The organism is Sphingomonas sp. CCH9-E2, from assembly GCF_001557215.1.
Lineage (GTDB): Bacteria > Pseudomonadota > Alphaproteobacteria > Sphingomonadales > Sphingomonadaceae > Sphingomonas.
In genome coordinates, this window is record NZ_LSJM01000111.1 from 45,228 (window position 1) to 58,064 (window position 12,837).

The following is a 12,837-nucleotide window of genomic DNA, read 5'->3' on the forward strand; positions in this document are numbered from 1 at the left end:
ATCAGGGGTACAGTCTCAGTACATCCACAAGCGATCCGACGCCAAGCGGCGCGGCACCGGGTTGTCGCCTGATGAGGCACTGCGTGCGGACGAGCTGCGCCTGGCTCGATGCGGATTGACGATCCAGCACCTGCACGCCGCTTCGCTCGATCGACCCGCAAAGGAACGCCTCTCGATCGCCATTAACGGGGGCCGGGGCTGACAGGATCATCTGATAGCAATCAACCGCACCGCTTATCGGCCTACCGCCGAGTCCCGCCAGCAGCGGAGCGAGAAAGAGGCGGGCGACCGTCAATGCAGCGGTCGGATTGCCTGGCAGGCCCAACACGTGTAACGCCCCGATACGGCCGAACCAGGCCGGTTTACCCGGTTTGATCGCCAAGTCGGCGAAAGCCATCTCGAGCCCCAGAGCGGCAAGCGCAGCACGACAATGATCCGCGTCGCCGCGCGAGGCACCGCCGGTGACGACGAGCACATCAGCATTCTCGGCAATCGACTGCGACGCCGATCGGATTGCAGCAGCATCGTCACCAACACGTGCCGTGACCACGCTCGCGGCGCCCCATCGCTCGGCGAACGCGCCGAGCGCGATCGATAGGCTGTCGGGCACCAGGTAAGGGCCGGCCGCCGCAGCGCCGGCGGGGACGAGCTCGTCGCCCGTGACCAGGATGGCCACACGCGGTCGCCGGAACACGACCACCTCGACCACGTCTGCGGCGGCGGCGGACGTGATCGCGAATGGATCGAGCACTTGCCCTTGCGGCAGCAATGCCGTCCCGGCGGCGAAGTCGCTGCCACGGCGGCGGACATGCGACCGATCGGCAACGTCGCCCGCAAGCCGCACCTGACTGCCGATCCGCTGGCTTCGCTCGGTAACAACCACGCGATCGGCGCCGATCGGGAGCGGCGCTCCGGTCATGATCCGCATCGTCTCACCCGGCCCGATCGTGCCGGCTTCGCGAGTGCCGGGAAAAGCCGATCCGATCAGGTTGAAAGAGGCCAACTGGCGCAAATCGACCGTCCGCACCGCATAACCGTCCATTGCCGCGCAATCACGGCGGGGGGAATCGATGCGGGCGACCACGGGCTCGGCGAGCACTCTCCCGGCACCATCCGCCAATCCGAGCCGCTCAATGCCCAGCGGCGATGCGTGCAATGCAAGGATCGCCTGCGCCGCATCATAACCGATCCTGGCGATGCAAGCGCCGCGTTCGATCGGCTGATCATGCATCGATCGGCGACCCTGCCTGTGTCAGCGTCTCGAACATCGTCGATGCGGGCCGCCCGATGCTACCGACCCCGGTCAGCCTCCCCTGCGCAACCTCCAGCGCTGGCGACGCGCGACCACCCGGCTGGTGACCGATCAGGCGTACGCTGCCAGTCAGGAGATCGTCAGCCATTCAGGATCTCCCTCACGTCGGTTTACAGCTTCTCGGTCAGTTCGGGGACGATCTTGAACAGGTCGCCGACCAGGCCAACGTCTGCGACCTGGAAGATCGGGGCGTCCTCGTCCTTGTTGATGGCGATGATGACCTTGGAGTCCTTCATGCCGGCAAGGTGCTGGATCGCGCCGGAGATGCCGACCGCGATATAGACTTCAGGGGCGACGATCTTGCCGGTCTGACCGACCTGATAATCGTTGGGGACATAGCCCGCGTCGACCGCCGCGCGCGATGCGCCGACGCCCGCACCGAGCTTGTCGGCGAGCGGTTCGATGATCGAGGTGAAGTTCTCGCCCGAAGCCAGCGCGCGGCCGCCCGAGACGATGATCTTCGCGCTGGTCAGTTCAGGGCGCTCGCTCTTGGCGATCTCCGCGCCGACGAAGCTGGACAGGCCCTTGTCGCCGCCGCCCGAGACGCTCTCGATCGAGGCGCTGCCGCCTTCGGCCGCCGCCTTGTCGAACGCCGTGCCGCGGATCGTCAGCACCTTCTTGGCGTCGCTCGACTTGACGGTCGCGATCGCATTGCCGGCATAGATCGGGCGGGTGAAGGTGTCGGCGCTTTCGATGCTCAGCACTTCGCTCACCTGCATCACGTCGAGCAACGCGGCGACGCGCGGCGCGATGTTCTTGCCGGTGGTGGTGGCAGGAGCCACGAACGCGTCGTAACCGCTCATCAGCTCGGCGATCAGCGGCGCGACATTCTCGGCGAGGGCATGGCCGTACGCCGCGTCGTCGGCGAGCAGCACCTTGCTGACGCCGGCGATCTTGGCGGCGGCATCGGCCGCGCCCTGCGCGCCCTGCCCGGCCACCAAAGCGACGACATCGCCCAGCTTCGTGCCGGCGGTGACCGCGGCCAGCGTCGCGTCCTTCACCGACGCATTGTCATGTTCGACCCAGACGAGAACGCTCATGCCACCACTCCCAGCGTCTTCAACTTGCCGATCAGTTCATCGACATCGGCGACCTTGACACCAGCCTGGCGCTTGGCCGGCTCCTCGACCTTCACCGTAGTGAGGCGCGGGGTGACGTCGATGCCGTAGTCGGCGGGAGTCTTCTGCTCCAACGGCTTGGACTTGGCCTTCATGATGTTGGGCAGCGAGGCATAGCGCGGCTCGTTCAAGCGCAGGTCGGTGGTGACGATCGCCGGCGTCTTGAGCTTGACCGTCTCGAGCCCGCCATCGACTTCGCGCGTCACGTCCACCGCATCACCGGCGACCTCGACCTTGCTCGCGAAGGTGCCCTGGCCCCAGCCGAGCAAAGCGGCCAGCATCTGCCCGGTCTGGTTGTTGTCGTCGTCGATCGCCTGCTTGCCCAGGATGACGAGGCCAGGCGCTTCCGCTTCGGCGACCTTCGCCAGCAGCTTGGCGACGCCCAGCGGCTCGACCTTGTCCTCGGCGACGATCAGGATCGCGCGGTCGGCACCCATGGCGAGTGCGGTGCGCAGCGTCTCCTGCGCCTTCTGCTCGCCGATCGAGACGACGACGATCTCCGAAGCCGCGCCCTTTTCCTTCAGGCGAATGGCTTCCTCAACCGCGATCTCGTCGAACGGGTTCATGCTCATCTTGACGTTCGCCAGATCGACGCCCGTCCCGTCCGCCTTCACGCGGGGCTTCACATTATAGTCAAGCACACGCTTGACCGGCACCAAGACTTTCATTGCGTCCTCCGCTGACAGCATTGCGCGGGCCGATGCTCCGACGACTACGCGTCGTGAAGCGACTGGTCCGCCGTCGCCTTCATGATTTGAACCCCGACATTGGTCATGCGCGGCTGGCCCGTATAAGGATCGTAGACTCGGTCGGTCGGGATCAGCCGGTTCGGGCTTGCGCCGTGAAGCACCGGATCAGCCTCCGGGTTTTGTGCGTCCCCATAGGCAAACGCCATCGATACCGTGCCCGGCAGAACGTGGTCGTCGCGAGACACCAGCGCGCGGATCTTGCCGAGTTCGGAAGATAGTTCCACTTCATCGCCATCGACGACACCGAGGTGGGCCATATCGTCGGCATGGAGGAATGCCGGGTTGTGGAACCGTCCCTTATTGGTCACGCGACGATTGCACGAGGAATTGTAGACGTGATTTTCGCGTCGGCACAGCAGCCGGAATTCGTTCGATGGGCTGCGAGCCGATTGCGCGCCCACCACTTCTGACAACCACGCAAGCATCTCAGGATGCCCGACTTCCAGCCGGGCCGTGTTGGCGGGATCGCCCGGCTGGACGACGATCAACCCGTCGTCGTAGATGTGCCCGTGACGATTTGACTTGATGACGTCGAGGGGAACGCGGCTCCCCTCGGTCAATTTCTCCAGCAACTCGGCGTTGCTCGGTCGCGCGTCGAACCGGACCTTCGCCCCCTCGGGCGGACGGCCGAATGGCAGGACCTCGACCGGATAACCCATCCGAACCATCAGTTCGTAGAAGATCTGCCACTCTTCCAGCAGATCGGAGCCCTGCGGACGGCGCGCAATCTGCTGCGTATATTGCGCGTGCGCCTGACCTTGGCCGTAGCCCGTCGCGCGACCCGAAAGCCAGTCCATGAAGATCGTCGCCGTTTCGACCTCCAGCCCCATAGGCGGGGGGAGGACATAATGTGCGAGCTTGCCCGATTCAGTAAACCACGGATCGATCGTCACGAACAGCTCTAGCGATTTCAGCGCCTCGATCGTCCGCTGCTGGTCTGGAAAGGCCATTGCCGGGTTGCCACCCCAGCACAGCAGGCTGCGCACCCGTCCCTCGCCCGGCAGCAGCATTTCCTCGGCGAGCGCGGCAGTCGGCATCCCCGCACGGCTCTGCTTGAGGCCGCGCACCCGCATTCGGCCGGCGAGCGCCCAATCCGGATCCGGGCCGCGTGCTTGCGCGCGAGCGGAGAAAGCCGGAAGCAGCGAGGGGCTGGCCTTCACCACGTCACCTGCGCGCAGCCACCGGCCGCAGATCGTCTCGAGCACGAGCACCAGATATTCGATCAGCGTGCCGAAGCCCGACATGTGCGGGCCGGTTCCCGCCATCGCATAGCCCCGCCGCGCGCGCGCATAGGTCCGAGCCGAGTCGGCAAGCAGGTTGGCGCTCACGCCGGCGGTATCGGCCACGGCGGCGACATCGATCGAGTGCAGCGCGGTTCGCAGCGTGTCCAACCCGGTCACATGCGCGTCGACGAAAGCGCGATCGTACAGTTTCTCCTCAATCACGACCTTTAGAATGGCGGCCATGATCAGCGCGTCGTTGCCCGGCCGCGCCTGCAGGAAATGCGTTGCCTGTGCCGCGACATGACTTTCGCGCGGGTCGATGACGATGAGCTGGCAACCCCGCGCGAGCGTCTCTGCCAGCCAGCGCTTCGGCGAGCCGGAGGGAAAACCCGTATACGTCAGCAGCGGATTGATGCCGATCAGCAGGATCGCATCGGGCCGGTCGAAACCCATCGCCGGCGCCCCCCAATAGCCGAGGAACGACTGCGCGGACTGCTTGCCGCCCTTGTCGATCGTGTTGGGATCGAAACGCATGTTCGTGCCGATCGCGTCGAGCAACGCGGTAAAGAACGGCATACCGGCACCGAAATTGCCGACGCTGGCCATGGTGCCCCAATAGGAGGCGATCGAGCGCGGCCCGTGGCGATCGCGCAGTCGAACCAGGCTCTCGGCGATCTCGTTGAGTGCGGCATCGCTGGTCACTTCCTCGTGCGTGCCGTCGGCCTTGCGGCGCAGCGGGCGCAGCACGCGATCGGGCGCCGACAGGTAGGCGCCCTGTGAGCGTCCCTTGATACAGCTGTAGCCCTGATATTGCGGGTTGTCCGGGTTGCCGTGAACGGCGAGGACATGGCCGTCGTCAACATCGACCAGGATCGAACATTGGTTGATGCAGCAGCGGCAGAAGGACGGCTTGAGCTCACGCATGACGGTCAAGCCTCCCCTTGCGCGGCGATCCGCCGCAATTCTGCGCGGTCCACCAGCTTGACGCGCGGGCGGCCCGTGCGCCGCCCCTGCGCGCGCTCGTGCGCGTCGATCGCGCGCCATTGTGTGATCGTCGCATGTTCCGGAAGGTGCAGGAGCGGGCGATCTCGCACAGTATCGGCGAGAAGGCCCGCTTCCAAATCGTCGAGCAGCGCCGCAACGGTTTCGCGCGCGCACGACTTGTTGGTGCCCATCGATCCGGACGGCCCGCGCTTGATCCAGCCGGTCACATAGTGACCCTGACGAACGGCGCCGGTGTCCGGGTCCATAAGCCGCCCGCCGACATTCGGCATGATGCCGCGCTGGTCGTCGAACGCCGTACCGGCGATTGCCACACCGCGGAAGCCCGCTGCACGGACGATCAGGCCGGCATCCTCGACGATACTGTGGTCCGAAGCCGTGATGCGCGTGCCGTTCTCGTCAAGCTCGAGGCGATTGACGCGCTGGCGCAATGCGCTCGCGCGTTCCTCGCCGATCACCGCCTCGGGCGTACGCAGGAAGGAGAGCCGGATCGACTTGCCCCCCGACGCCGGCTGGCGCGGAAGATCGTGTATTGCGGCCAACTTGCGGCGGGCGCTCCACGGCGCCGATCGCGTTGCCTGTGCGTCGAGTAGCATGGCGCCGAGTTCCGTCGGGAAATCGGTCCAGAGCGAGAAATCGTCGCGACCGTGAAGCCCGAGCAGCTCTGGCAATGTGAATGCCGCCTCCAGCGGCGAGCGGCGACCCAGCACGACGATCTCGGATATGCTGCTGTCGCGCAGCGCAGTCAGCGCATGTGCCGCAATGTCGGAACGGTGAAGCCGTTCGACTTCCTGTGCCAGGATACGCGCCACGTCCAAGGCGACGTTGCCGTTGCCGATGACGATCGCGCGCTTTGCCGAAAAGTCGAACCGGTGATCGGCGAAATCGGGGTGGCCGTTATACCAGCCGACGAATTCGGTTGCCGAAAGACTGCCCGGCAGCGATCCCCCGGCGAGTTCCATCGCGCGCTCGGCACCCGCGCCGACCGCATAGATCACAGCGTCATAGGCGGTCGCAAGGTCGGCAGCGGCGATATCCCGACCGATCTCGATGCCGAGTCGCAAGGTTACGCGTGGATCGTCGAACAACCGCTCGAAGCGATCGACGATCGTGCGAGTCGCGAGATGGTCGGGCGCGACGCCGAAGCGCGCCAGGCCCCCCGGGGTGAGCAGGCGGTCGAACATCTCGACCCGCACACCGTCTCCGCGGCGCTCGAGCAACTCTGTCGCGGCATAACACGCCGCAGGACCTGTTCCCACGATCGCCACGCGCAGTGTCTCACTGCTTGCGCGGCTCGCAGGAAAAGCGCCAGGCCGGCGCCGCGGCGTGTAGTCGCGCGCGCCGGGCTGTTCGAAATAGGCCGCGTTCAGCTCGATGAAGCGTTCGTCCGCTTCCTCCAGGTCATAATCGCTTGCGATCGCGCCGACCGGACAGATGTCTGCACATGCACCACAATCGATGCACGTCGCGGGATCGATATACAGCATCTCCGCCTGCTCCGCTTCCAGCTCTCCCGTAAGCGGGTGGATGCAGTTGACCGGACAGACATCGACACAGGCGCCATCGACGCAGCAATGCTGAAGAATGACATGGGTCATGCAAGGTCGCTCTTGCCGGCCTGCTCGAGCGACGCCTTCACATCGTGCTTCACTGGTCGATGCATGGTGCCTCTCCATCCGGCTTCAGCTTACGGCCTGACGGCTCTTTCGTTAATTAGTTTACTAGTCGCATTTTACAGCTGGATCAAGCACGGACCAATTCAAATGGCGGCACTCACATGGGTGCGCAGGAACGGCCCTCCCAGATAGGCGGGATATCCAGCATGAGTGACGATCGCGAAGTCTGCAAGCGGAGCCAATTCGCGAGGCAGCGAGATGGCTTGCGTAATCGCCCGGTCGATGCGCTCAATCGCTTCGCGGGCAGGCGCCACGGTGTCGATCCAGAAGCCGCGTTCCGCGCGCGTGCGTACGACCGGAGCTTCGCCGCCGAACCCAGCCTGCGCCAGTAATCGTGAATCCTCCGCCGCAATCGCGGCTTGAGCGGCAGCAACCGCCTGTTCGATCACTGGCGGCAGCGCGTCCTTGCGCCGCAGCCGCTCATATTCGGTCTTGGCGAGAAACAGCGTCGCGATCATGTTGCGCGCCTCCTCACGCTGAATGAGTTGGGCGAAGATCGCCATCTCGGTGCGGATCGCGCCATCGAACCCCTGCGGTACCCCCAGCGCCACGCAATCGAGGATCGCCAGCGGCGCGGGGTAATGGCCGAGCGTTTCTGCCAGGATTGCGGCACGCGCGGGGGCCGTCGCTGCCTGCGCCACTGCAGGATCAGCGGGCACCCAGTCGTCGGAATCCCATGGCTGTACAGCCGTGCCGCCGTCCAGGATCCATGCCTCGGCCGCCTCGATTTCCTGGCCGGCCGTGACCAGCGTACCGACCAAGCCCGCGTCGAGCGCCGCCGCGCCCGACAGGCGAGCGCCGTGAAGCAGGATCGGAAGCGCGCGTTCGATGCCGATCAGGCGCGGCAAGCGTTGCGTTCCGCCTGCGCCGGGAAGCAGTCCAACCAGCGACTCCGGCAACCCAAGCCCGATTCTCGGATCGTCCACCAACACGCGGTGATGCGCGGCCAACGCGAGTTCGCAGCCGCCGCCCAGCGCCAGTCCGGCGATTGCCGCGACAACTGGCTTTCCCGCCGTCTCCAGCGCTCGCAGAGCGCGACTAAGGGCAAAGAAGTGATCGAAAGCGATGTCGAAGCGACGCCGCTCGGGCGCGGCGACGATCATGTCATAGGCCAGCCCGAGTTCGGTCAGATCGGCCCCCGCACAGAAGGCGTTCGACTTGCCCGATCGAACGACGACGCCGCGCACATCGGCCTCTCCCAGCCACGTCGCGAAGGCACCCAGATCGGCGATGGCGGCCTCCGAAAAGACGTTCATCGTGCGGCCGGGGCAATCGAACACGAGGTGAGCTATGCCCTCCCGGCCCGGCTCGATCCGGAACTGCGTCATATGCGGTGGTTGAGTCATCGTGTCGCCTCTTCGGATTTGCGGAACTTGCCGGCATCGTCGCGCACCGCAGTCGTGCGGACGTCGATCGAGCGTGGCCATTTCGCCGGGACGAGATGGTCACGCAGGAATTCGGTCATGTCTGCGAGGGTCAGCGGTTCTGCGCTTTCGACGATCGCATGGACCGCCTGGCCCAGTTCGTCGTCGGGCCGGCCGATAACGGCGCACGAGCGGACCGCGCGATGGCGCAGCAGCGCAGCCTCGACTTCCGCCGGCCAGATATTGACGCCGCCCGAAATGATCAGGTCGTTGCGGCGATCGGTAAGGAACAGATAGCCCTCATCGTCGACCCAGCCGCAATCTCCGACTGACTCCCATCCGCCGGCGTCGGCGCGGCGTTCGGCGCCGATATAGCGGTAGGTCGAGCGCGGCCCGCTGGCCGGCAACGCAAAGATCTCGCCCACCGTTCCCGGCGGCACGTCCTGCATCGCGTCGTTGAGGACGCGGATGCGGGCGCCGCCGATCGGCCGCCCGACCGAGCCGGGCCGATCGAGCCATTCGCGCCCGCCGATCCAGCAGCGCACCAGCCCCTCGGTGGCGCCATAGACTTCCCAAATATGATCGGCGCCGCGCCACTCGATCCAGGCTCGCTTCAGCCACTGCGCCATCGGCGCGGCGGTGTGCACCACCATCTGCCAGGTGGAGAGATCGTGTCCAGCGCGCCGCTCGGGCGGAAGCGTGTAGATGCGGTGCATCATCGTCGGCACCATCAGCGCCCACTGCACGCGCTCACGCTCGATGATCGACAGCGCGGCGTCGGCATCGAAGCGCTCCATCGTCACTACCGCCGATCCACGCCAGAGCGCGAAGATCGCCGCGCTGAACGGCGCATTGTGATAGAGCGGGCCGGGCACCATCGCGACCGCGTCGGCGGGGATGCCGATGAAGTCGGTCCCTTCGTCGAATTGCGCCGACCGTCCGTCGACGATCACCTTCGGCGTGCCGGTGCTGCCGCCGCTGGTGCAGGCTTTCCACGCCGCGGCGACGTGATGTGTCGGTGCCGCAGGCAATCGGTCGGCGCCGGGGACTTCGCCAACACCCAGATAAAGTCTTGGCTGCATCGCCGCCAGGATCGCATCGCGTTCGATCGGCGGCAGCTTCGGCGAAAGCGGGGCCGGGGTTGCCCCGGCGCGGTAGATGCCGAACGTCAGCGCCAGGAACTCCGGCCCGTTCGGCAAGGCGTAGGCGACGAGGTCGTCCGGCCCTACGCCCCTGTGTCGCAACGCGCCTGCCCAGGCCGTAGAGCGAGCATCCAGTTCGCCGAACGTCCAGCGCTCGCCGCCATGCACCACCGCGACACGATCGGGCGGAAAGGCCGCGGGGACGTCGGCGAGCGTCCGCATCAGAAGCCGACCTTGTCCCCGCCCTTGAGAGCGAGGATCTCCCGGGCATCATCCGGGGTCGCGATCTCAAGGCCCAGGCCTTCCAGGATCTGTCGCACCTTGATTACCTGCGCGGCGTTGGACGGTGCCAGCTCGCCCTTGCCGATCCACAAATTGTCCTCAAGCCCGACGCGGACGTGGCCACCCATCGCCGCGGCCTGCGCCGCCACCTTCATCTGCGAAGCGCCCGCGCCCAGCACCGACCAGCGATACTGGTCGCCGAACAACCGGTCGGCGGTACGCTTCATGTGCAGCACCTCCTCCGGGTGCGGGCCGATGCCGCCGAGCAGACCGAAACAGGTCTGGATGAACAGCGGCGCCTGCACCAACCCTTCGCTCCAGAAATAATGGAGGTTGTGCAAATGGCTGGTATCGTAGCATTCGAACTCGTAGCGCGCGCCGGTCTCGTTCAGCGTCTCGAGCGCGTAGCGGATATCCTTGAAGCTATTGCGGAATACTAGGTCGTGGCTGCCCTCCAGCATCGTCGGTTCCCAGTCGTGCTTGAAGTCCTTGTAGCGTTTGAGCATGGGGAACAGCCCGAAATTCATGCTGCCCATGTTGAGGCTGGCGACTTCCGGCTTCCATACCGCGGCAGGCCGCACGCGCTCCTCAACCGACATGTAGGGTGAACCGCCGGTCGTCAGATTGATGACGACGTCGGATGATTGCTTGATCACTTTCAGGAACGGCTCGAATGCTTCCGGCGACTGGTCGGGCCGGCCATCCTGGGGATTGCGCGCATGAAGGTGGACGATCGCCGCACCCGCTTCCGCCGCTCCCAATGCGCTCTCCGCGATCTCGGCCGCCGTCACCGGCAGATGCGGCGACATCGATGGCGTATGGATCGATCCCGTGACCGCGCAGCTGATGATTACCTTGTTGCTCGATGCCATGGCGCGCTCTCCTTCACATGCGTCGGTTGAATTGCGCCCATGCTTCGCTGAGCGAGGCGCTATGATCGGGTGCGGCGATGGCGATGAGGGCAGCTGCCCGCGCATCGTGACCGAGCCTGCGCAAGTCGGCGGCGCCATGCTCGGTCGCGACGATGTCGATGTCCATGCGGCCGAGCGACACCGGGCCGGCGGCCGCGCCGGGTGGGACGATCCGGCTGATACCGCGCGCGGTGGCAGGCAGGACGACGATGCGCAGGCCATGGCCCCGCGCGCCGCGCGCAAAGTCCGACGCGCCGCCCGGCCCGGACATCCAGCCCTTCGGCGTCAACTCGGCATAGGCTTGGCCGAACAGATCGACTTCGATCCCCGAATTGATCGTGATGAGGTCGGGAATGGCTGCCAGCACAGCGGGATCGTGCGTGATCGAAACCGGCCTGAACTGCAGCGCCGGATGATCCAGCCCGCCGTACAGCGCATCGCTGCCGATCGCGACACCAACCGTCACCGAACGGCCTTTCGCCATTGCGCCCGAGGCAAGCAGCGACAACACCCCATCCCCAATCAGGCCGGTATGCACGCGAAGATCACGACGCGTCGTGAGTGCGCCGAGGATCGCGTCGGGCACCTTGCCCAGCCCGGTCTGCAACGTCGCCCCATCCGGCACGAACGGTGCGACATGCGCAGCGATCGCCTGAGCGACCGGGTCGGCAGGCCCAGCCGCCAGGCTTCGCAGAGGCTGCTCGCCTTCGATCACGGCGGTCAGCTCGATGACGGGGATGCCGCGATCGCCGGGCGTGCGCGGCATCAGCGGATTGATGTGCGCGATGCGGATCGGAATCTCGCGCCACAGTTCGGCGAGAAAATCGACCTGCGTGCCGAAGCTGCAGAACCCGTCGGCATCGGGCGGCGCGCACATGAACAGCGCAGCGGCCGGGCGGCGGCGGCGCAGCTCGGCGAGCACGTCCTGGTAGCAGAGCGGGAGAAACTCGACCCGCGCCGCCGCCGCCTTAAGCACCGGGGTCTGGAAGAAGGTCAGCACTCGGCTGTCGGGACCGGCATCCCAGGCCCGCGTGTTCAGCCCGCCGACGAAGATGCCGCTGAACGTCATCGCACCCAGTGCCGCGCCGGCATGCTCGACCGCATCCGCCAGCAGGTCGGATTCGGCCGAGCAGCCCGAGACGAGCGTCAACCCACCGGGTGGCAACACCTCGGCAAGCTGATCGACCTCGATCGTGCGCGGCATCGCACGTCTTACTTGACGAAACTGTGGAAGTCGGGGGCACGCTTCTCGTGAAAAGCGCGCATCCCTTCCTTCGACTCCTCGGTGTCGTAGAAGAGCTTCACCGAATTCAGCGCCAGCATGCTGATGCCGCGGATATTGTCGCTGTCGGCATTGAAGCTGCGCTTGGCCAGCGCGAGCGCCGTGGGCGAACGCTGCGCGAGGATGTCGGTCCACTCCGTTACCGCAGCGTCAAGCTCGGCCGCGGGCACGACCTTGTTGACCAGCCCCATCTCGAGCGCTTCCTGCGCCGAATATTGCAGGTTCAGGAACCAGATCTCACGCGCCTTCTTGTCGCCGACGTGCCGGGCGAGGAAGGCCGTGCCCCAGCCGGCGTCGACCGAACCGACCTTGGGGCCGACCTGGCCCAGCTTCGCGGTGTCGGCCATGATCGACAGGTCGCACAACGTCGCGAAGACATTGCCGCCGCCGATCGCGAAGCCGTTGATCCGCGCGATGACGGGCTTCGGAATATCGCGGATGATCGACTGGAACTCGTCGATCGGCAGGCCGACGATGCCGCGCCCGTCATATTGCCCGTCCTTGGCGCTCTGGTCGCCACCGGTGCAAAACGCCTTGTCGCCGGCGCCGGTCAGCACGATCGACGAAACGCCGCGATCGTCCGCCGCCAGCTTGAATGCGGCGATCAGCTCCTCGATCGTCTGCGCGCGGAACGCGTTGTAGAGTTTTGGACGGTTGATCGTGACCCAGGCGGCGCGACCGCGGACCTCGTACAGCACGTCTTCGAAGGTGGCGGGATCAATCACGGTGGTTCTCCTGCAATCTATCTGGTGTTCGATCATCGGCAGGCGGCCGCG

At 65.9% G+C, this 12,837-nt stretch carries 11 protein-coding genes; all 11 read right to left on the reverse strand.

The window, feature by feature from the left end; translation table 11 throughout:
• Position 1: 1 nt before the first annotated feature.
• Positions 2–1,231 (reverse strand): molybdopterin molybdotransferase MoeA, encoded by a 1,230-nt coding sequence (locus AX681_RS06180; protein ID WP_066665224.1) that lies wholly within the window; start codon positions 1,229–1,231, stop codon positions 2–4.
• The gene (locus AX681_RS21855; RefSeq protein WP_156442956.1) at positions 1,224–1,400 is read right to left on the reverse strand and encodes a hypothetical protein; all 177 of its coding nucleotides are present in this window, start codon (positions 1,398–1,400) and stop codon (positions 1,224–1,226) included. Before AX681_RS21855 ends, AX681_RS06180 begins: the two co-directional genes overlap by 8 nt.
• A gap of 22 nt (positions 1,401–1,422) precedes the next feature.
• Positions 1,423–2,352, reverse strand: coding sequence for an electron transfer flavoprotein subunit alpha/FixB family protein (locus tag AX681_RS06185; protein WP_066665219.1), 930 nt, complete (start codon positions 2,350–2,352; stop codon positions 1,423–1,425).
• Entirely contained in the window at positions 2,349–3,098 is a 750-nt protein-coding gene (locus tag AX681_RS06190; protein ID WP_066665217.1) for an electron transfer flavoprotein subunit beta/FixA family protein, read from the reverse strand. The genes AX681_RS06185 and AX681_RS06190 overlap by 4 nt, the downstream gene beginning before the upstream one ends.
• Positions 3,099–3,142: 44 nt before the next feature.
• Entirely contained in the window at positions 3,143–5,446 is a 2,304-nt protein-coding gene (locus AX681_RS06195; protein ID WP_082738183.1) for a molybdopterin-containing oxidoreductase family protein, read from the reverse strand.
• The gene (locus tag AX681_RS06200; protein ID WP_066665210.1) at positions 5,332–7,002 is read right to left on the reverse strand and encodes a 4Fe-4S binding protein; all 1,671 of its coding nucleotides are present in this window, start codon (positions 7,000–7,002) and stop codon (positions 5,332–5,334) included. Before AX681_RS06200 ends, AX681_RS06195 begins: the two co-directional genes overlap by 115 nt.
• 161 nt (positions 7,003–7,163) lie before the next feature.
• Positions 7,164–8,426: an enoyl-CoA hydratase-related protein gene (locus AX681_RS06205; protein WP_197422082.1), complete on the reverse strand. Its 1,263-nt coding sequence runs from the start codon at positions 8,424–8,426 to the stop codon at positions 7,164–7,166.
• Positions 8,423–9,808, reverse strand: a complete 1,386-nt coding sequence (locus AX681_RS06210) for an AMP-binding protein (RefSeq protein WP_082738181.1) — start codon at positions 9,806–9,808, stop codon at positions 8,423–8,425. The genes AX681_RS06205 and AX681_RS06210 overlap by 4 nt, the downstream gene beginning before the upstream one ends.
• Positions 9,808–10,740 (reverse strand): 3-keto-5-aminohexanoate cleavage protein, encoded by a 933-nt coding sequence (locus AX681_RS06215; RefSeq protein WP_066665196.1) that lies wholly within the window; start codon positions 10,738–10,740, stop codon positions 9,808–9,810. Before AX681_RS06215 ends, AX681_RS06210 begins: the two co-directional genes overlap by 1 nt.
• Positions 10,741–10,753: 13 nt before the next feature.
• Positions 10,754–11,983, reverse strand: coding sequence for an acetyl-CoA hydrolase/transferase family protein (locus AX681_RS06220; protein WP_066665194.1), 1,230 nt, complete (start codon positions 11,981–11,983; stop codon positions 10,754–10,756).
• 8 nt (positions 11,984–11,991) lie between these two features.
• The gene (locus AX681_RS06225) at positions 11,992–12,786 is read right to left on the reverse strand and encodes an enoyl-CoA hydratase-related protein (protein WP_231733870.1); all 795 of its coding nucleotides are present in this window, start codon (positions 12,784–12,786) and stop codon (positions 11,992–11,994) included.
• Positions 12,787–12,837: the final 51 nt, after the last annotated feature.